The organism is Carboxylicivirga longa (assembly GCF_050589825.1).
GTDB classification, from domain to species: domain Bacteria; phylum Bacteroidota; class Bacteroidia; order Bacteroidales; family Marinilabiliaceae; genus Carboxylicivirga; species Carboxylicivirga longa.
In genome coordinates this window covers 249235-269459 of sequence record NZ_JBNGOZ010000003.1, presented here as the reverse complement: position 1 = coordinate 269459, position 20225 = coordinate 249235, and the positions used below count along the sequence as shown (strand labels likewise).

Sequence of the window (20225 nt, the reverse complement as noted above, 5' to 3'; positions counted from 1 at the left end):
TTAATTAAATATCGCCACTTTCAATGGCCCGGGATACGACGATCTTTTGGATCTCGGAAGTGCCCTCATAGATCTGCGTCAGCTTGGCATCGCGCATCAACCGCTCCACATGGTACTCTTTTACATAGCCGTATCCACCATGAATCTGCACGGCTTCGGTAGTGACGCGCATGGCCATATCGGCCGCATACTGTTTGGCCATGGCACTGGCAATGCCGTAAGGCTGTCCCTGATCTTTGAGCCAGGCGGCTTTCAGACAGAGAAACCGGGCGGCTTCTATTTCGGTGGCCATATCGGCCAGCTTAAAGGCAATGGCCTGGTGCCTGATAATCGGCTTGCCGAAAGTTTTTCGTTCCATGGCATATTTACGCGCCAACTCGTAAGCCCCTGAAGCAATCCCCAAAGCCTGCGATGCAATACCTATCCGCCCGCCTTCCAACGTTTTCATGGCGAACTTAAAGCCGAAGCCATCTTCACCAATACGGTTAGCTTTGGGTACTTTCACATCGGTAAACTGCACCGAATGCGTATCTGAACTGCGCATCCCCATTTTGTTTTCATGTGGCCCCAGCGTAATGCCTTCGGCGTGCCGATCCACTATCAGCGCATTGATCCCATGATGCCCTTTGCCCGGATCGGTTTGTGCCATCAGCAGATAGACCGAAGCCGTGTTACCATTGGTGATCCAGTTTTTAACGCCATTCACCAGGTAATGATCGCCCATATCAGTGGCTTTGGTCTGCTGCGAGGTCGCATCGGAACCGGCACCCGGCTCAGACAGCAGGAAGGCACCTGTTATTTCACCACGGGCCAGCGGTTTGAGGTATTTCTCTTTCTGGGCTTCGGTGCCGTACTTTTCCAACCCGTAACACACCAGCGAGTTATTAACCGATATTATTACCCCAATTGAGGAATCGACCTTCGAAAACTCTTCCATGGCCAAGACATAGGACACCGTATCCATGCCGCCACCATCATATTTAGGATCAACCAGCATGCCCAGAAAACCCAGTTCGGCCAGGTTACGAATGTGTTCGGTGGGATAAATGGCTTTCTCATCCCGCTCAATCACATCCTGTATCAGCTCACGCTGCGCATAATTGCGGGCAGCCTGCTGAATCATTATTTGCTCTTCTGTTAATTGGAAATTCATCTGTCTATAGTTATTTGTTTAGGGAGCATTCTATTTACATTGCTTAAACACCATGCTGACCACCGTTTTATCATTACCGCCCATATTCACCGTCAGCCCGTAAGGCTTATTAGCCGGAACACTGATTTGAGCCTGACCAGCCTGACCGGTGAGTTGCTGCCAGATAGTGACCACCTGATGCACGCCGGTAGCTCCGGTTGGATGTCCCCAGGCAATTAGTCCGCCTGTGGTATTAAAAGAGATAGTGCCATTACGCGCCGTGTTGCCTTCGGCCACATAGGCTGCTCCTTGCCCCTTGGCTGCAAAACCAATGGCCTCTGTTGCCAATACGCCGGCAATGGTAAAGCAATCGTGCGTTTCCACCGTTGCCAGCTGTTCATTTCCGATGCCAGCCATGCTTAACGCTCTGTTAACAGCCGCTTTGGTAGTGCTTAATTCCAAAGGATCAGCCGGCTCTTCCATGATGTTATCCTCAACCTGAGCAAAACCCACCAGCTCAATGGCTTCATTTAGTGGTAGGCCGGTTCGCTTCAATCCTTCTTCCGACACAAGAACGAGGGCCGAAGCCCCATCCGATACTTTAGAGCAGTCGGTGTAATTAAGATGATCCACAAAACGACTACCATCAGGGGGCAACAAGCCCATCTCCATTAAATTTTCGTTTCTATTTTCGTATTCCTGTGCTGTTTCACACAAACGCGCATTCTCTACACAGTTAACATACCATTGCGCCAGTCCTTTTCGCATATAGGCTTCGCCATAGGCAGCAGCATAAGCTCCGGCGCGATCGCTGAATTTGCCAGGGAAAAAATAGGCATGCCCGTCTTTTCGTTTCGGATAATAATCGGCCTGAGCCAAAAAATCGGCACCATACATGGCCTTCACGGTATTCTGAACTTCCACACCAAGCACCAGCACCACCTCTGCCGTGCCAGCCAGGATAGACTTCACGCCAGTCATCACCGCCAGTCCGCCCGAAGCACAGGCCCCTTCGACCCTTACAGCGGGTTTGTATTTCAGTTTTTCATCGATAGAAGGAATAAAAGCCGCCAGGTGCGCCTGGTTATTGAACCGAGAAGCAATGAAGTTACCGATAACGCTTTCATCCACCTGTTCTGCCCCATTAATGCGCTCCAATACCTTACGCCCGGCTTCCTGTATGTAATGCGCCAGTCCCGGGTTTTCTTTTTTTGGATTGAACTCCGAACGTCCGCTCCCGAGCGATACCGTATTATATCCGGCTACTAAAAAAACACGTTTTTGCATGGCTTAGAAATTATAATCGTTAACGGGTCCGTACAAGTGATAGAATCCATTCATCATCACGGCATTGACATAATCAGTGGATGCGGTGACACCATCCTCCTTTAGTTGAAGACCTAAGGCTTTCATGGCTGTCATGTAGGTTTTCAGGAGTTGGGTTCCACGACTATCCTCCTGAGCCAGGTTCTCAAAGGTTTCTTTCAGATGTTGCTCCCGGTATTTCGAGCGACTCAGCTGATTCCAGGAATAGACTTTTGTCTGTACTGACAAATATTTTTCAGCTTCCAAAGCAGGTGCTTCAATGGGAACATACTTATCGGCATCCAGATCATACAATTCAACAGCGCGGCCTTTCTCGTAGCTGAACAAACCCGCTTTTTGAGAGCCATCGTGGTGTTGCCCACCTCTGACGCCTTTCTCCAAAAGACTGGTTAGTAAAGGGCTGACAATTTCTTCATCGAGGTAAGTATTCATCACGTTCATGATCAACACACAGACATCTATACCCACATAGTCGACCAACTGAAAGATGCCCATGGGGCGCATCATCAACTCGTGACTGACTTTATTCGTAATCAGTAATGCCTGTTGCGCACCCAGTCCCTTTCGCAGATCATTATACATTTTCTCGGCAAATAAAATTTCACGCATAAAGAAGCCATTGCCAACAAAGCCTGCCACATCGAAAGAAGGCACGATGAGTTTATCCATGTGCCGGGCAAAACCATCCACGATTTTACTCAACTCCGGATGCCCGCCTTTCAATTCAACCACCTCGATTAGCTTTTGTACCGCCGGCGGATTATAAAAATGACAGCCGATGATACGTCCACCCAACTGCGCTTTCTGATTCAGCACCTCAATGGGAATAGCACTGGTGTTGGTCAGGAAATATGGTTCATACGGATTATTATCATTGATTTGCTTCAAAACAGATGCCTTAATGGTCTCATCCTCAATAATGGCTTCAAATACCAGACTCGAATGATAGGCCGCCTCCATATTAATGGATGGTTTAACTATTGACAGCGCTTCGAACACAAAGGCCTCAATGATATCTTTATTATCAATCAGATGAGCCCGATTGGCAAAGAGTTTTCTTAGTTCCACAATGTTTTTCTCAGCCCACTTTAGGAGCTGCCCTTTAAGGTAAGTCATTACCCCTTGCAAGCGCTCAAAATTTTGATCAATGGCATTAATTACAAATGTCTGCCCAATGTAAGGTCCATGGTGCATCAACTTAGCTGCATGCAAAACATTAAGAAGCAATATGCCACTTCCCATTTTACCGGCTGCACCAATAACACTGATGTTTTTAAATCTATCCAGGTGACTCATCGTATATAGTATAATTGGGTTACTTTACCACAGCGGTTTGCGTTTTTCGAGGAAAGCCGTCATCCCTTCCTGCGCTTCGTTATCAAACAAAGAGCCAAACACTTGTTGTTCTTTTAAGCAGCCAGCTTCAAAGCCCTTCTCTAATCCAACATTCACAACAGCTGCCAGGGACTGTATCGCCATTGGCCCTTTTGTGGCAATCATTCTTGCCAATTCCAGTGCTTTATCCATCAATTCTTCATTGGAATAAACAGCCTGAACCAATCCCATTCGCAGGGCGTCTGTGGCATCAAACATATTGGCAGTGTACAAGTAATAGCGGGCATTATTCAGCCCAATAGCGCGTACCAAACGCTGTGAACCGCCAAAGCCCGGAATCAGACCCAGATTGACTTCAGGGGCGCTAAACTTAGCTGTTTCGGCAGCCAACAGAAAGCTGCAAGACAAAGCGATTTCAAGGCCGCCTCCCAAAGTAAAGCCATTGAGGGCGCCGATAAATGGCAATGGTGATTGCTCAATGCGGTTCATCACATCATGCCCTAAGCGGGAAAAAGTTTTAGCCTCCTGTTCCGACTTCCCTTGCATCTCAGCAATGTCGGCACCAGCTATAAAGGCTTTGCCTTCGCCGGTAAGTATAACCACACGAATGTGCTCACTGGCTTCTAATTTTTCCAGGAGGGCATTTAGTTCTTTGAGTACTTCGCTATTAATGGCGTTGAGAGCCTTGGGACGCGAAAAGGTGATAGTGCCAACAGCATCGTGTTCTGTGAAGGTGAGGTGGTTCATAAAAAATCATCTTTAATAGAATCCTTTTCAAGTTATGGAAACTATTTTAAGATTTCAATGTCTTTTTTATGATTGAAGTATAGTCAGGTTTAAGGCTTTTCGGTAAGTAAGGAAGTAAATAAACCATCACGCAACGCCCGGCCCTTAAACGTCCGGGGGTTTGTTTTACATCTGAGGCGCATTTAAACTGGTGGCCTTAACACTGTAAGCACCTCTGTAATCCCATATTGTATTGCATAATTAGCCTCAACTTATGAGGGTACCCCAATTTTATACCTACAAAATGGGGCAATAATTTATTTTTTGGCAACGCTTTGCTACTTTTACATTTCTAAAGTCGATAATGGATGAATAAAATACTTAATAATAAAAAAGTGCTGGTAACGGGTGGAGCCGGATTTATTGGTTCTAACTTGTGCGAGAAATTGTTAAAACAAAATAATACTGTCGTTTGCCTTGACAATTTTGCCACTGGCAAACGCAAAAATATAGCATCCTTTTTATCGGATGACAATTTTACTTTGCTGGAAGGTGATATCCGAAATATGGATGATTGTAAAAGGGCTGTTGAAGGTGTACAAGTGGTTTTACATCAGGCGGCTCTGGGCTCCGTGCCGCGCTCCATTGCCGATCCCATCACCTCCAATGATGTGAATGTGTCCGGTTTTTTAAATATGTTGGTGGCAGCGCGCGATGCCGGTGTGCAGCGCTTTGTGTATGCTGCCAGTTCATCAACCTATGGTGACAGCACCAACCTGCCCAAGGTGGAAGACGTTATTGGGAAACCTTTATCGCCCTATGCCATTACCAAGTATGTAAATGAGTTATATGCCGATGTGTTTGCCCGTCTTTATAACATGCAGATTATCGGATTACGCTACTTTAATGTTTTTGGCCGACGTCAGGATCCTGATGGGGCTTATGCGGCGGTAATACCTAAGTTTGTGAAAGCCCTGATTAACAAAGAATCTCCGGTGATTAATGGTGACGGAAGCTACTCGCGCGATTTTACATATATTGATAATGTACTGCAAGCCAACGAGCTGGCAGCCACTACGAGTGATCAGCAGGCTTTCAACACGGTTTATAACGTGGCCTACGGTCAGCGCACTACCCTGAATGAATTGGTGGGGCACCTGCAAACCTTTCTCAGCGAATTTGATGATGATATAGCGAAGGTGAAAATTACCTATGGCTCCGCCAGAGAAGGCGATATACCCCATAGCCTGGCATCCATCGATAAGGCGACCCGATTGCTTGGCTATGTACCACAATATAGTATACACGATGGGTTAAAAGAAGCCATTGCCTGGTATTGGGAAAACCTGAAATAGAGCTCGAAGATTTGACTATTACGGTGGGCTGTACTATGAAAAAAATGTATATTTGTGTTAAAATTTAATCCTATGAATGAGATGACTAGATTTTTATCTGTGCTGCTTGTTGTTTTAACGATGGCAGCCTGTGGTGGCGGTAGCGACGACAAGAAGGAAGGACCCGATACAACAGCGCCAACCGTTAGCATTACAAGTCCCACAGCAGGTCAGGCTTTTGAGAAAAGTAACGGACAAACTAATGTGCCTTTCGTGGCTGCCTTTAGCGATAATAAGGGCCTTGGCAAATGCACCATTACCATTGAATACCTGGATGCCTTGCCGGGCAGTGCTCAGCTAAAGGGTTTTGCTACTCCCTGGAAACCTGCAGAGGAGCCCAAAATGGAGCATACCCTACAATTTAATGGCGAAAAGACCAAGGAAGTGAATGAAGCACAGTTATTTGGGATACCTATAGAAGCAGCCTGCCTGAGTGGTAATTATCGCTTGACAATAGTGTTTAACGACAACGCGGAAGTGCCCAATGAGGCTATTGAAACCATCGATATTCAGATTGTCAGCGCTCAGTAAAGCATTTAGAAAATTATGAATGAAAGGGGCCTAGGCCCCTTTTTTAGATCGTAACAATTACAATATTATGACATACGACTTTGATACACCCATTGATCGCAGTGGCACCGATGCCTATAAGCTGGAGTTGAGGCAGCAGTATTTTGGCAATAAGGAGGTAATACCCCTTTGGGTAGCCGATATGGATTTTGCGGTACCCCCAGAGGTGCAGGCCGATATCCTTGAGCGAGCTAGCCACGAGATATATGGTTATACCATCAGACAGAATGCTTTTTCAGATGCCATCGTAAATTGGTGCCGGCAAGTGCATGATTGGGAGGTGGCACCCCAATGGATTGAGTATTCACCGGGTGTGGTACCTGCACTCACCTTCTCGCTCCTGTCGTTGACGCAGGAAGGGGATGGGGTGATTATCAATACACCGGTTTATCCACCTTTTTATTCTATTATTGGCGATAACAAGCGTCAGGTGGTGAAAAACCCGCTACGCAATGTGGATGGGCGGTATGAGATTGACTTTGCGCTGCTGGAGGAACAGGCGGCACGTCCGGAGGTGAAGCTATATATTCTTTGCTCACCTCATAATCCCGTGGGACGTGTGTGGACGCGTGAGGAGCTGCAGAGGATCGCCGACATTTGCCATCAGCACAAGGTATTAGTGCTGGCTGATGAGATACATGCCGACCTGGCACTCTTCGGGCACAGGCACATTCCGTATGCCAGCATCAGCGATGTGGCCGCCCTGCACAGTCTGTCGTTTATGGCTCCCTCCAAGACCTTTAATATTGCGGGTTTCAGTACTTCTTATGTGATTAGCAAAAACGAGGCATTGTTATCGGCCTATCAATCTATGCAGAACCGCTTGCACCTGCAGATGGGTCATGTGTTTAGCGGTCTTGCCCTCACATCGGCTTATACCAAGGGGCATGCCTGGCTTACCGCCTTGAAGAACTATCTGGAGGAGAATATAATGTTTATAGAGGAATATCTGGGCTTGTACCTGCCAGAACTATCTTTTTACCGCCCTGAAGCTACCTATCTTCTTTGGATTGATTTCAGCAGCTGGGGTATGTCGCAGAGAGATTTACGCGATTTCCTTGTGAATAAGGCACAGGTTGGTTTAAATGATGGTCTTTCATTTGGTCGTGAGGGAAAAGGATACATGCGGCTTAATGTGGCTAGTCCGCGTGCCACATTGCAGCAAGCCTTGCAGCAGATCAGGGAAGCCCGCATGAAATAACCGCCCATGCATAAATGGATCTTACTTATCGGCGCTCTCCGGCTGTTGTGCAGTTGTGGTATATACCTTGAACATCCGTCGGCAGGGCTTTCCCCGGCATGGAAAACAGTGGCGAGCAGCGATAGTCTTGTTTATCTTCTACCGCCGGGCATGGCGGTACTCGATTCAGTGGTGCATGTCGCCAGTGGACGTGTATATCAAGGTGGTGACAGCGGGGCTTTTATCCTGCCTGCTGCTTTGCTGAAGCCCGGGAGCAACACACTAGAACTGATTTTTTATGCCGGGGGTAAGGTGCGTAAGTCGCAGGAGGTTATTTATCTGGTTTCTGACATAAGCCCCCGGCAGTATAGTATTGATCATTTCACACGCTTGCCCCACGATGAAGAGGCCTTTACGCAGGGTCTGGTGTGGTGGAAGGGCTATTTATTTGAGTCGACAGGTCTGGTAGGTGCTTCTTCTTTGCGTAAGATTGATCCGGGCAGTGGTGCCATACTTCAGCAGCATGACCTGGATCCAACAATCTTTGCCGAAGGCCTCACTGTGTATGATGACCATCTTATACTGCTTACCTGGAAGGATAGTGTGGCCTATGGTTTTGACCTAAACCTGCAGCAACAGTGGGTACAGCCATACGAAGAGGAGGGATGGGGACTGACTACCGCCGGGGATAGCAGCTTAATGGCTACGAATGGATCGCATCATCTCTTGCATTTATCCCCGACCCTGAAGCACAGGAAAAGCACCGATGTATATAATCACAGGGGGCCGGTGCTGTACCTCAATGAGCTGGAGTATATCAATGGGCTGGTGTGGGCCAATGTGCTGGGCGATGACACCATTGTGGTGGTTGACCCTCAAACGGGCAAGGTAAGGATGGAAGTAGATGTATCGGCATGCATCAACCGCGAGCAGTATCCAAGGGCCGGAGTTCTCAACGGAATTGCCTATGATCCTTTGCGGAGCCTGGTGTACCTTACGGGAAAAAACTGGCCATTCATCATTGTTTGGAAGGCTCAGATCTTTGATAACTGAAATAAAAAAAGTATGTTTGTTAACAAATATTAACAATCTACTTAAAAAAATAGAATTGTCTCATGTTCAAATATATAGTCAAGCTTACCTTTTTGCAGCTTTTCCTATGCCTGCACGCGGTTTACGCGCAGTCCGGTCAGCCTGTCTTTGAACGTTTATTGAATGTGTTCCCTGAATTTGATGAGAATAAAGATGGTATACCTGATGAACAATACCTTAGTTTAGATAGACAGGGGCGCATCGTGGGTATTCAAGCTGTGGGCGTTTTACAGCGGGATACATTGCTTGCCGACTTATCGTTCTTACCGCACCTCCGAGCCTTTACCCTGAGTCATAACCAAGTAGACTTTTGTCGAATAAATTTCTCTGATAAAAATAAAATTAAAGTGCTGAATATCAATGGCAATGGCTTGTGTCATCTTGAGCTTAACTGTCACTTGTTAAGGCACCTGGAGGAGCTGAATCTGTCGGGTAACAGACTCACGCACTTCGACTTTAACTTTAGTGATAAGAATATTATTCGCCGTATTAATATAATTAAAAATGAGCTGGAGGAAGTTACGCTTGACCTGGATCGCTTTCAGCATCTAGAAGTACTCCTGCTTAGCTATAACAAAATCCGGAATTTTGATCTTCAAGGCTCGGGAAGCAACCGACTTGCTACCTTGTTTCTGGATCATAACCGGCTGCAGCAGTTTAATCATAACCTAAGGGCGGTGTGCCACTTGCGGGAGCTTAATTTATCTTATAATCAGCTTACCAATCTGGATGCGTCCTTACAAGTCTGTGGAGCCCTGGAGCAACTGGCCTTGAGTAATAATGCATTAACAAGTTTCGATATGGATTTGAATGCCTGTACCAATCTGACGGGTTTGTATCTGGCATCCAATAATTTAAGTTCCTTTAATGCAAGAATTGACCGGTGCAGTCGCCTGGAAGTATTGGATGTATCCTTCAATAATTTGCGGCGCTTTACAACGGAGCTGCCGCAGCATAGTAGCTTAGAGCGCCTTTTGCTAAATTCCAATGATATTACTGAATTAGATATTGACTTAAGTCCCGCTAAAGCCTTGCAGGAATTGGACTTATGGGGTAATCAATTAACGAAATTTGAGCTCGATATAAGTGCTTGTACCCAAATTGAGATACTCAATCTGGGCAACAACCGATTAGAAGTATTCACCCCCAGCTTGCAGCGAAACAGACGACTCAATAAATTGTTTTTGGGTAATAATGCGCTGACAGAATTTAAGCAAGCCCTACAATATCATCATCAGCTGGAAATTTTAGTGCTGGCCAATAATCAACTCAGCACTTTTAAGGCGCAACTGGAACGATGCAGTGCCTTGGCACAGCTGGATTTGTCCAATAACCGCTTGCAAGATTTTTGTTATAACCTGGGGAGATGTCCAAAGCTTAAGTATTTGAATTTAAGTGATAATGATCTGATTGACCTAAAGTTAAACTTCGAGCGTAACTGGGCGCTGGAACGACTGCTGCTCAAGGGCAACCGGATCAGCCATTTCGACGCGCAGCTCTTTCATTGCCCCAATCTCAAAACACTTGACTTGTCAAATAACCAACTGCGACAATTCGCTGTGGATATGCTTAATCAGGATAAGCTAGAGGCTTTGATGCTGGAGCATAATCAAATTGATAAGCTGGATCTAAAACTCTTCAATTGTCGCGCCCTGAAGATGCTTAATTTGTCGCATAATAAGCTGGATACTTTTGCCCTCGATCTGCGCGCTAATTTTCAGTTAGAGCTTTTGAACCTGGCCCATAATCGCTTGCTGGACTTTAGCGATGCAAGGGTGAATGGTTTTCGTTTAAAAGTACTTGATTTAAGCCACAATCAGATTAGTCATCCCAAAATCAATTTCTATCTGTTGCCTCAGCTCAGAGAGCTGAATCTGCGAAATAATTATCTGTCACGTTTTAACTATAACCTGAGGAGTAATGAGCAGTTGGTGTCTCTTGACCTGGGGCAAAACAATATTAGCTACATCGAAAGCGATTTAAATCATTGTCCTCGACTGCATCATCTTTTGCTGGATCACAACAGCTTTCAGCAGTTTGCTCATAATCTGGATAGCTGCCGCTTTCTGCGTACGCTCGATTTGAGTCATAATCAGCTGCGCTACCTCGGTACCGAAGTGGGTAAAATGCGTAAACTGCGCAACTTGAATCTTTCGCATAATGGATTATCGTTTATCGCCTTTTCGTTTCAGGAGTTGGGCGAACTGCAAAATCTTGATCTGAGCCACAACAATCTTTCGTTTTTTAACAACCAACTCGATCAGTGTTATAACTTAGAGACTCTATACTTACAAAATAACCGATTGGTGCAGTTCGATATCGATTTTGACAACCTGTTTTACCTTACCGAAATTGACTTATCAGATAATGAACTTTTTTTCTTTGTGGCCAATCTGTCCAATAGTATGAATTTGCAGCATTTGAATTTTGCCAATAATAATATAGCCCTGTTGAAGCTGGACTTGAATGAGTGCTGGTTTTTCGAGTCACTCAATGCCGCCAATAATGCCATTGAACAGGTATATATTGATTTTAAAGGCTGCTCGCAATTGCATACTCTCAACCTGCGCAAAAACCGTATACGAAATCTTGATTTGGATCTTAGCTGGAGCCCTCAACTGAAGCATATGTTTTTGGATCATAACCTACTGAGCGACGTAAATCTGAGTATAGCTAAAGAAACTGAACTGGATACAGTTACCTTGGATAACAATCACTTGTCGCCCGATTACATATTAGGGGCACGTCGTTCCTATGCCCGCAACATCCCTTATTTTAGCTATCATAATCAATACTTGCCGGGCTTACTGCGTTGGCAGAAGGTTAATGCCACTCAACGGGTCTATTCCCTGATTGCACGCATTGAGGCCTTGCAGGTAAATTGGCAATTAAATGGAAATGAGATTGATAAGCGAGGTAATCAGGTCTTGATTAACGACGACTTTAAGGGGGTGATTAGCTGCACAGTGAAGCACCCCGATCTTCCGGGGCTGCAATATACTTACGAGGCCTATGCCAATGTAGCTGTACCCAAAGAGGAAGTAATGGCTTTAAGTCGCTTTTATGAGGAGATGCAGGGCGATAAATGGTATTGCAATGATGGCTGGGATCAAATACGGCGGGGCAGGCGCCTGCCGCGTTCCTTCAATGCCTTATACGGCGTTACCTTTTCTGCATCGGGTAGGGTAAAATCCATTAGTCTTTCCAATAATCATCTACGTGGTTATGTTCCTTCTGATTTTAAAGCCTTTGATCAACTGGAGCATTTGCAGCTGTCTCAGAATGAGATAGCCGGACTGATGACACGTGATTTGTTGAGCCCTTTGCTTCAGTATATTGACCTTTCGGGCAACCTGATGCATTCTTTCAATGCTGATCTGCGTCCGCTAAGCCAGCTGAAACAGATCCAATTGGCTGACAATCATCTGTTGGGTTTTATGCCTATCATGTCCGATACGGTGGCTTTAGAGCGTCTGAACCTGCGCAATAATCACCTTGATTCCATTGCCTTTACGGCCTACGCACCTCAGTTGCGTTATTTATCCTTGCGCAACAATAAGCTAAAGAAAGTAGAGCTCGATCTGCATAACTGCAAGCAGCTGGACACCATTGATGTCTCACTCAATCGGCTCAAGTTCGAGCAGCTTATGCCCTTGCTTTACAGTCTGCCCCAGAAAGTGGGTAAGCTCATTAGCGGGCAGCAGAGAATTACTTATAAGCTGGCTTATGACGATGGTATTGGTGCGGTTTATGTGAATGATGTGATGGATAAGACCAACACCATAAGTTGGTATCGCTCGGGACAGGCAATCAACACGAGCAAACACTATATTAGTTTAAAGGGGGACTTCTACCGTGATTATAGGGCCGATATTCACAATCCTTTTTTTCCGGGCACTGTCATTAAGGCTGTGTGGTAATTATCTTTTTCGCCGCGCGATTCATATGGGCTTTTTGCCGGTCATTTTTTCGGTTATGCTATAATCGATGCGCTGAGGGCGATTGCGCTCATTCAGCGATACCATATTAAAATGACCTTCGATAGCCACTTGTTTATCATTATGATACATTCCTTCGGTGGTGATTTGCACCTGCACGGTCAGGCGCACGGCATCGGCCTTGATCACCCGGGCAATCACCTCGGCAATGGAGTCGGGCTTTAGAGCTCTTAAGAACTTAATGTCCGATGTACTGGCGGTAAACATGCGCTGACGCGTGTAGCGGGTGGCTGCTATGTAGGCTGCTTCATCCATCCATTGAAGCGCCATGCCGCCAAATAGACTCTCATTGGCATTCAGGGTATTGGGGAAAATGGCTTTGCAGATGCGTGTTTCACTAATGTTAAAGCTATTCTTCATGCTATTAATTTATTTTCAAGCAAAAATATGAATTATAATGAGCATTTGCTCATAATAAATTGTAATTTTGCCCGTGAAAAATTAAAAATCAGGAGGCTCAAATTATGAAACTGGCAATTCCAACAAAGAACAATGTGGTAGATGATCACTTCGGTCATTGTGAAGCCTATACAATTATTACGGCGGATGCCGAGCAGAATATTCTCGACACAGAAATCATGGCAGCACCTGCGGGGTGTGGCTGTAAGAGTAATATTGCTGCTGTTCTGCAGCAGAAAGGCATAAGTGTAATGCTGGCCGGCAACATGGGTACAGGAGCTCTCAATGCCCTGAATTCCCACGGTATTCGTGTCTTCAGAGGCTGTTCAGGTGACGTGATGCAAGTGGCTCAAAATTACTTGAATAACAAAGTTGAGGATTCAGGAATAGGGTGCCAGCAACACGGCCACGGGCATCAGTGTGAGCACTAATGCCCGTAGGTTAATCGTATTAGTAGGCTGTCTCTTGAGGCGGCCTTTTTTCGTTTAATGCCTTCTTGTAGCTGGCAAGGGCACGGGCACGCGCCTGCTTGTGATCTACCATTGGGGGCGGATATTGAAAGCTATCCAACTCATTTACCCAACGACGGATATAGAGCCCCTGAGGATCGAATTTGCGCGCCTGCTCCCAGGGGTTGAAGATGCGGAAGTAGGGTGCGGCATCACAGCCGGTACCGGCCGCCCATTGCCAGTTGCCATTGTTGGCGGCCAGTTCATAGTCCAGTAGCTTCTGTGCGAAATAAGCTTCGCCCCAGCGCCAGTCGATTAGCAAATGCTTGCACAGGAAGCTGGCACACACCATGCGCACCCGGTTGTGCATTTGTCCTGTTTCATTGAGCTGACGCATGCCGGCATCCACCAGCGGGTAACCTGTGGTACCCGTGCACCAGCGTTCAAAATCGGTCGTGTCGTTGCGCCAGGCAAGGTTATCATAGGCAGGCTTAAAATTGCGGCTTACCACCTGTGGAAAATGCACCAGTATCTGCTGGAAGAACTCGCGCCATATCAATTCACTTAAAAATACCTGATGGTGGTCTTTCAGTTGAGCCAACACCTGGCGCACACTCACGGTACCAAAGCGCAGGTGAGGACCCAGGTGCGTAGTGCTGTCACAGGCCGGTATATCTCTTTCGGCAGCATACTCATCCAGTTTATCCAAAGACCAGTCAGGCACAGGGATGGACGAGGGCTGAAAACCCAATTCCTCCAAGGCCGGAAATGTCTTGTTGTATTTTGCAAAAGTCCCATCAGCCAGCCCTGAAACAGGGTGTTCAGTACTTTTAAAATGCGATAGCCATTGATTTTTATAAGGTGTATATACCGTGTAAGGCTTCTTGTCTTTTTTAAGGATTTTATGGGCCTCAAATGCCACATGGTCGCGGTGACTCACCACCTTTACGCCCGCTTCCTGCAGCATCTTTTTTATAGCGCTATCGCGTTGCATCGCATAGGGCTCATAATCGCGATTATAATGTACCTCAGCAATATCATAGTGCTCAAGCAGTTCTTTCCAAACTGCTTCAGGACATCCTTTCTCGATGCATACTCCGCTGTTATAGTCTTGCTTTAGTGTATGGTTTATTTTCTTTAATTGATTGTATATAAACGATAAACGGGCATCATCTTTATCTAACTCTTCAATAATATTAGTGTCGAATATAAACAAAGGCAATACCGCCTTGTTACTTCTCAGCGCTGCATTTAGGGCTGTATTGTCAAGCAGGCGCAGGTCGCGCCGAAACCAGTGGATTGTTATTTTCATACTCATCTAAAAAGACAAAGATGGTTTTGTTCATTGAAATTCCACATTAAGGAAATAGTATTGGTCTGCATATCTTTTGCTATTCGGCTTAATTACCTACTATTTTTTTAATCAATCCGTTAAAAATAAAATGATGAAAGGGTAGAACCGATAGCCAGTACAGCCTTCCCAGTAAACCTTTGGGTCGGAAAGTAGCCGTTTGAATTAATGTTTGATCGATGAGTTTAAACTCGAGCCAGGCCTCGCCGGGTAATTTCATTTCGGCGTATAAAAGCAGGCGGCCTTCTGCTTTATTGGCGTAAAGTACACGCCAAAAATCAATGACATCGCCATCGTGTATTACATCCATATTAGTCCGTCCCCGGCGCAAGCCCACACCGCCAAATAACTTATCAATAAAACCACGCAGTAACCAAAGCCAGTCGCCATAATACCAACCCGTTGTACCGCCAATACGCCAAATGCGATCAAGAGTGTTAGTGGTGTTATTTACAGACATTTGTCTCTTATCGATATAGCAGCCAAAGGTAGGCACTTCAATAAAGTCGGATAGTTGAAATTGGCTTTGTCCGCTCACCAGGGTGTCTTTCCAGCTGGATAATATCTGGGCATCCTTAAGCTCGCTAAAGGCCGCTTTCAAAGCCTGCTGATAGCTTAAGGGTTGTATGTTTAAAATATTGTTAATGTATTGATTACGACAGGTTACTTCAACTTTCATGCTATCAACCAGAGCGGTGGCCAGCTTGTAGGAGGTGGCGGTGATAAAATAGAGCCAGTACGACGATAAGCGGGGCGTCATAACCGGTATCACATAAATGTAACGCTTCATGTTACGAACGGAAGCATAGCCCAGTAGCATTTGCTTGTAGCTCAGAATATCGGGTCCGCCAATATCAAAATTAGCCTGATAGCATGCCTTATTAAATAAAGCACCGGTTAAAATGCGAATGACGTCGGCAATGGCAATGGGCTGGCAGCGTGTGTTTAACCATTTGGGAGCCACCATAATTGGGAGTTTCTCTACCAGGTCGCGGATGATTTCAAAGGATGCACTGCCCGACCCAATGATAATACCGGCTCGTAAGGTTGTTAAAGCGTAATGCCCCTTGGCTAATTCCATTTCTACATTTCTACGCGATTGCAAGTGGGGCGATAGTTGGTCTTCGTTAGTAATGCCACTCAGGTAAATAACCTGTTGCACCTGTGTGTTTTGCATGGCTATTCTAAAGTGCCTGGCCGACTCTTTTTCGGTTTCTCCGTAATTTCTATCGGTTGCCATAGAATGAACCAGGTAATAGGCTGCATCAATGTCTGTCGGAATTTGTTTCAGGCTTTCAGCCCGTGTTAAATCCGCTTCGAGAACAGTCAGATAAGGTTGGTAGGCAGCCGGTGCATGAAAACGTTGCCGGTCGCGTACCAGGCAAATGACCTGATATCCTTTTTGTATCAGAGCCGGCAGTAGGCGTTTACCAATATAGCCCGTGGCACCTGTTAATAAAATTCGCATACTTGTATAAACAATAACGCGCTTAAATGTTCTGTATCCCGCAGGCAGCTTTGGGTTTTTCTGTAGCCTTTTTTAGTGATGGCCGATTTTTCGTTTTGGCAGGGTTAGCGTCCTGCCGGAAATCAGCGTCGATTTGTTTTAGTTCGTCGGCTTTGTAGTCTTAAAAGTACCGGGTGTAGAAATACTGCTGTTAAAATAACCAGCGTCCCCAAATAAAAACCGGCTGACATAAATTCGCTTTGCCCAAAAATGGCGAAGGCCAGGAGGATGCCATAAACCGGTTCCATATTAATGGCTAAAACCACCGTGTAGGCCGATAGAAGCTTCATAACATCCACGGCAACCACAAAGGCATAGGCCGTACAAACAATAGCCAGGATAGCCACATAAAAAAGGTCGGTAGCGCTTGGCATCAGTAACTGGCCGGGAAGTGTATTGCTAACTAACAGGAAAACAGTAATACCCATAAAGCCACTGCCCATCTCAATAAAACTAATGGTTACCGGATGATGCTTATGGATAAAAATTTTATTTAATACGGTAAATAAACCGGCCAGGAAAGCCGATAATAAGGCAGTTAAGATGCCTTTCCAATAGTGTAATTCGAATTGAAAAATAAGGTAAAGCCCACCAATTATAAGAAGGCCCAGCAAAACTTCGATCCATTTTATAGGTTTGCGAAAGATAAGTGGTTCTAAAAAGCTGGCAAATAAAGTAGTAGATGCCATACATCCCAGCGTGACAGACACATTGGCTATTTTAACGGCATGAAAAAAGGTAATCCAGTGGAGGGCCACAATCAGCCCAACACCAACTAGTTGCATGATGCTTTTTCGTCCAATCTGAAGCGGTATCTTTTTGTACCAAAGAAATCCACCCAGGGCCAAAAAAGCAATGCACATACGGTACCATACGAGTTGGGAGGCCGGTAGCGTAATTAGTTTGCCTAATATGGCGGTAAAGCCATAGAGCAATACCACAAAATGGAGTTTGGCATGACTTTTTAGTACGGAATTCATCATTATTTTGTGTCTGTAAAGTGTGTTCAAAAATAGGAATAGTTTGCATTAATGGCTTCCGGAATTGGGATTCTTTACCAAGGATTCTGTAGTTGGCACGAAGCGTGGGTAACTCATAAATAGTTAAGTGTTGATTGCGAAGGGGATAAGTAAATATTAGGAAGGGATTAACATTTTTTATACATATATGGATATGCAGATATATGGACTTTTAGTTTCTTTGCCCATCAATACTGAAAAATTTCAATAAAAGGATGAGTAAAGTTTATGTAATTGTTGGGGGTGTGGCAGGAGGGGCCACCACAGCAGCGCGTTTACGCCGGGTTGACGAAAAGGCTAAAATCATTATGCTTGAAAAAGGACCGCATATTTCCTATGCCAATTGTGGCTTACCGTATTACATTGGCGGTGTAATTAAGGACCGCAATCAGCTAATAGTGCAGACACCCGAAAGCTTTAATGCCTGGTTTAATATCGATATCCGCATTCATTCAGAAGTAACCAGCATTGCGCCAGCCGAAAAAAAGGTGCAGGTGCATAACCTCGAAAGTGGCGAAAAATACGATCTGACGTACGATAAACTGATACTTTCGCCGGGAGCCATGCCGGTTGTTCCGCCCATCGAAGGCATTAACCATCCCAATATATTTACGCTACGAAACGTAGAAGATACCGATAAAATAAAAGCCTTTGTAGATGATCAAAAGCCAGCAACAGCTGTTGTGGTAGGCGCTGGTTTTATCGGTTTGGAAATGGCTGAGAATTTACACCAACGCGGCTTAAATGTCAGTGTGGTGGAAGCGGCGCCGCAGGTGATGAATATGCTTGACCCGGAGATGGCTGCCAGCTTGCATCAGCATTTTAAAGAAAATAACGTGGGTCTGTACCTGAATAACGCGGTGCAAACATTTCAATCAACACCAGCAGGTGCCATAGACGTATGCCTGGCCGATGGTGAAGTTTTGTCGGCCGACTTTGTGATCTTATCCATTGGTGTGCGGCCCGATGCGCGACTGGCAAAGGAAGCCGGTTTGAAGATTGGTGAAACCGGCGGTGTTTGGGTAAATGAGTATTTACAAACGTCGCAGGATGATATTTATGCCGTAGGCGATAGCATTGAATTTCCGCACCCCATATCAGCTAAACCAAGCCTAGCCTTTTTGGCCGGTCCAGCCAATAAGCAGGGGCGCATCCTGGCCGATAACCTCACGTATGGGCACACCAAAACCTATAAGGGCTCAATCGGAACCGCCATTGCTAAAGTATTTGATTTAACAGCCGGTATCACTGGTTTGGCAGACAAGAGTTTAAAGGCGGCCGGTATTGAGTTTGCTTCTACCATTGTCAATAATGGATCGCATGCCGGTTATTACCCCGGTGCCATGCAGCTTACCACTAAAATATCATTTTGCCCGAAAACAGGTCGTTTATACGGTGGGCAAATTGTGGGTTACAAAGGCGTGGATAAGCGCCTGGATATTCTGGCTACTATTATTAAAAATGAGGGTACCATTTATGACCTGCAAGAGGTTGAGCATGCTTATGCACCCCCTTACAGTTCAGCAAAAGACCCGGTTAATCAAGCTGGTTTTAACGCCGAAAATATTATCCGGGGACTGTTTAAGCCATTGTCGCCATACGAGTTGGATGAAATGGACCGGGAGCAGATGGTATTAATTGATACCCGCACAGCCGATGAGTTTGCCTTGGGAGCGTTGGAGGGCGCTATTAACATTCCAATTGATACCGTTCGCGACAACATGCACCGGATACCAAAGGATAAAAAGGTGTGTTTGTATTGCGGGGTAGGTTTAAGGGGCTATCTTGCCGCTCAAATCCTGCGTCAGAATGGCTATACCGACGTGTATAATTTATCGGGTGGATTAAAGGTGTATCGTAATGCCGTGCAAGCCCAGGATAACAGAATCCAGTTAACAGATAGTACAGAACTCATGGCTGAAAATAAAACAGAAACAAAGCAAGTGATAAAAACAGCGGCATTGCAGGTAGATGCCTGCGGTTTGCAGTGTCCTGGTCCGGTAATGAAATTAAAATCCGAAATGGATAAGTTACCTACCCAAGGGGAGCTGATGATCAAAGCCAACGATCCGGGCTTTTACAAAGATGTGGAGTCGTGGTGTAAGGTTACGGGTAACGAATTGGTAAAACGCGAGAAGGCCAACGGTGAAATTACGGCGCTTATCCGCAAAAACGATGTGCTGAAGGAGGGGTTCTCGGTGCAGGGCAAAGGCGATAACAAAACCCTGATTGTATTTAGCGACGACATGGACCGCACACTGGCCTCTTTTGTGATTGCCAACGGGGCGGCAGCCATGGGAAAAAAGGTCACCATGTTTTTTACCTTCTGGGGCTTAAATGTGATTAAAAAGCCCAATAAGCCTAAGCTTAAAAAGGGCTTTATGGATAAGATGTTTGAGCTGATGATGCCCAAACACAGCGGCGACCTGAAACTGTCGAACATGAACATGGGCGGTATGGGTGCTAAAATGATGAAGATGCGCATGAAGAGTAAGAAGGTGGATTCGATTGACGTGATGATTCAAAACGCAGTGGATGCGGGTATTAACCTCATCGCCTGTCAGATGAGTATGGACGTTATGGGGGTGAAGCAAGAAGAGCTGATCGACGGGGTTAACATTGGCGGGGTAGCTAATTACCTCGAAGAAGCCGAACAGGCTAATGTGAACCTGTTTATTTAAAAATAACGGTTTTATTATTAGGGGGTAAATGTGTCTGTTTAGGCATGTTTACCCTTTTTAATTTTG

General features: G+C 45.6%; 15 protein-coding genes. 7 read left to right on the top strand and 8 right to left on the bottom strand.

Features of this window, described 5'->3' with window-relative positions; translation table 11 throughout:
- Positions 1–4 precede the first annotated feature (4 nt).
- The 4 genes from ACRD7A_RS04285 to ACRD7A_RS04270 are packed head-to-tail and all read right to left on the bottom strand — an operon-like array spanning position 5 to position 4540.
- Entirely contained in the window at positions 5–1153 is a 1149-nt protein-coding gene (locus ACRD7A_RS04285) for an acyl-CoA dehydrogenase family protein (RefSeq protein WP_430811174.1), read from the bottom strand.
- A 30-nt stretch (positions 1154–1183) separates the two neighbouring features.
- Complete coding sequence (locus ACRD7A_RS04280) at positions 1184–2419, bottom strand: thiolase C-terminal domain-containing protein (RefSeq protein WP_430811173.1); 1236 nt, start codon at positions 2417–2419, stop codon at positions 1184–1186.
- A gap of 3 nt (positions 2420–2422) precedes the next feature.
- On the bottom strand, positions 2423–3754 hold the full coding sequence (locus ACRD7A_RS04275) for a 3-hydroxyacyl-CoA dehydrogenase family protein (RefSeq protein ID WP_430811172.1): 1332 nt from the start codon (positions 3752–3754) through the stop codon (positions 2423–2425).
- A 24-nt stretch (positions 3755–3778) separates the two neighbouring features.
- Complete coding sequence (locus tag ACRD7A_RS04270) at positions 3779–4540, bottom strand: enoyl-CoA hydratase/isomerase family protein (protein WP_430811171.1); 762 nt, start codon at positions 4538–4540, stop codon at positions 3779–3781.
- 347 nt (positions 4541–4887) lie between these two features.
- On the opposite strand from ACRD7A_RS04270, the gene ACRD7A_RS04265 reads away from it, so the two are divergent.
- From ACRD7A_RS04265 to ACRD7A_RS04245, 5 genes are all read left to right on the top strand, one after another.
- Positions 4888–5874, top strand: coding sequence for an SDR family oxidoreductase (locus tag ACRD7A_RS04265; protein WP_430811170.1), 987 nt, complete (start codon positions 4888–4890; stop codon positions 5872–5874).
- A gap of 81 nt (positions 5875–5955) precedes the next feature.
- Positions 5956–6444 carry a DUF4625 domain-containing protein gene (locus tag ACRD7A_RS04260; protein WP_430811169.1) on the top strand — a complete coding sequence of 163 codons (489 nt, stop codon included), beginning with the start codon at positions 5956–5958 and terminating at the stop codon, positions 6442–6444.
- Positions 6445–6511: 67 nt separating this feature from the next.
- A complete protein-coding gene (locus ACRD7A_RS04255) occupies positions 6512–7684 on the top strand; it encodes a MalY/PatB family protein (protein WP_430811168.1) in 1173 nt (390 codons plus the stop codon).
- A 6-nt stretch (positions 7685–7690) separates the two neighbouring features.
- Entirely contained in the window at positions 7691–8716 is a 1026-nt protein-coding gene (locus ACRD7A_RS04250) for a glutaminyl-peptide cyclotransferase (protein ID WP_430811167.1), read from the top strand.
- Between the two features lie 62 nt (positions 8717–8778).
- Positions 8779–12675 (top strand): leucine-rich repeat domain-containing protein, encoded by a 3897-nt coding sequence (locus ACRD7A_RS04245; protein ID WP_430811166.1) that lies wholly within the window; start codon positions 8779–8781, stop codon positions 12673–12675.
- A 21-nt stretch (positions 12676–12696) separates the two neighbouring features.
- Here ACRD7A_RS04245 and ACRD7A_RS04240 read toward each other — a convergent pair whose 3' ends face one another.
- Complete coding sequence (locus ACRD7A_RS04240) at positions 12697–13113, bottom strand: acyl-CoA thioesterase (RefSeq protein ID WP_430811165.1); 417 nt, start codon at positions 13111–13113, stop codon at positions 12697–12699.
- 104 nt (positions 13114–13217) lie between these two features.
- On the opposite strand from ACRD7A_RS04240, the gene ACRD7A_RS04235 reads away from it, so the two are divergent.
- Positions 13218–13583, top strand: coding sequence for a NifB/NifX family molybdenum-iron cluster-binding protein (locus ACRD7A_RS04235; RefSeq protein ID WP_430811164.1), 366 nt, complete (start codon positions 13218–13220; stop codon positions 13581–13583).
- Between the two features lie 19 nt (positions 13584–13602).
- Here ACRD7A_RS04235 and ACRD7A_RS04230 read toward each other — a convergent pair whose 3' ends face one another.
- From ACRD7A_RS04230 to ACRD7A_RS04220, 3 genes are all read right to left on the bottom strand, one after another.
- Positions 13603–14913 (bottom strand): cryptochrome/photolyase family protein, encoded by a 1311-nt coding sequence (locus ACRD7A_RS04230; RefSeq protein WP_430811163.1) that lies wholly within the window; start codon positions 14911–14913, stop codon positions 13603–13605.
- Between the two features lie 88 nt (positions 14914–15001).
- Positions 15002–16420 (bottom strand): SDR family oxidoreductase, encoded by a 1419-nt coding sequence (locus ACRD7A_RS04225; protein ID WP_430811162.1) that lies wholly within the window; start codon positions 16418–16420, stop codon positions 15002–15004.
- 122 nt (positions 16421–16542) lie between these two features.
- Positions 16543–17442 (bottom strand): DMT family transporter, encoded by a 900-nt coding sequence (locus tag ACRD7A_RS04220; protein WP_430811161.1) that lies wholly within the window; start codon positions 17440–17442, stop codon positions 16543–16545.
- A 251-nt stretch (positions 17443–17693) separates the two neighbouring features.
- On the opposite strand from ACRD7A_RS04220, the gene ACRD7A_RS04215 reads away from it, so the two are divergent.
- Positions 17694–20159 carry an FAD-dependent oxidoreductase gene (locus ACRD7A_RS04215; RefSeq protein ID WP_430811160.1) on the top strand — a complete coding sequence of 822 codons (2466 nt, stop codon included), beginning with the start codon at positions 17694–17696 and terminating at the stop codon, positions 20157–20159.
- Positions 20160–20225: the final 66 nt, after the last annotated feature.

Excerpts from the sequence above, each read along its gene's own strand:
- ACRD7A_RS04285 (WP_430811174.1), bottom strand. The coding sequence starts at position 1,153 with ATGAATTTCCAATTAACAGAAGAGCAAATAATGATTCAGCAGGCTGCC.
- ACRD7A_RS04265 (WP_430811170.1), top strand. The coding sequence starts at position 4,888 with ATGAATAAAATACTTAATAATAAAAAAGTGCTGGTAACGGGTGGAGCC.
- ACRD7A_RS04235 (WP_430811164.1), top strand. The coding sequence starts at position 13,218 with ATGAAACTGGCAATTCCAACAAAGAACAATGTGGTAGATGATCACTTC.
- ACRD7A_RS04270 (WP_430811171.1), bottom strand. The coding sequence starts at position 4,540 with ATGAACCACCTCACCTTCACAGAACACGATGCTGTTGGCACTATCACC.
- ACRD7A_RS04220 (WP_430811161.1), bottom strand. The coding sequence starts at position 17,442 with ATGATGAATTCCGTACTAAAAAGTCATGCCAAACTCCATTTTGTGGTA.
- ACRD7A_RS04240 (WP_430811165.1), bottom strand. The coding sequence starts at position 13,113 with ATGAAGAATAGCTTTAACATTAGTGAAACACGCATCTGCAAAGCCATT.
- ACRD7A_RS04250 (WP_430811167.1), top strand. The coding sequence starts at position 7,691 with ATGCATAAATGGATCTTACTTATCGGCGCTCTCCGGCTGTTGTGCAGT.
- ACRD7A_RS04275 (WP_430811172.1), bottom strand. The coding sequence starts at position 3,754 with ATGAGTCACCTGGATAGATTTAAAAACATCAGTGTTATTGGTGCAGCC.
- ACRD7A_RS04225 (WP_430811162.1), bottom strand. The coding sequence starts at position 16,420 with ATGCGAATTTTATTAACAGGTGCCACGGGCTATATTGGTAAACGCCTA.
- ACRD7A_RS04255 (WP_430811168.1), top strand. The coding sequence starts at position 6,512 with ATGACATACGACTTTGATACACCCATTGATCGCAGTGGCACCGATGCC.
- ACRD7A_RS04280 (WP_430811173.1), bottom strand. The coding sequence starts at position 2,419 with ATGCAAAAACGTGTTTTTTTAGTAGCCGGATATAATACGGTATCGCTC.
- ACRD7A_RS04215 (WP_430811160.1), top strand. The coding sequence starts at position 17,694 with ATGAGTAAAGTTTATGTAATTGTTGGGGGTGTGGCAGGAGGGGCCACC.
- ACRD7A_RS04245 (WP_430811166.1), top strand. The coding sequence starts at position 8,779 with ATGTTCAAATATATAGTCAAGCTTACCTTTTTGCAGCTTTTCCTATGC.
- ACRD7A_RS04230 (WP_430811163.1), bottom strand. The coding sequence starts at position 14,913 with ATGAAAATAACAATCCACTGGTTTCGGCGCGACCTGCGCCTGCTTGAC.
- ACRD7A_RS04260 (WP_430811169.1), top strand. The coding sequence starts at position 5,956 with ATGACTAGATTTTTATCTGTGCTGCTTGTTGTTTTAACGATGGCAGCC.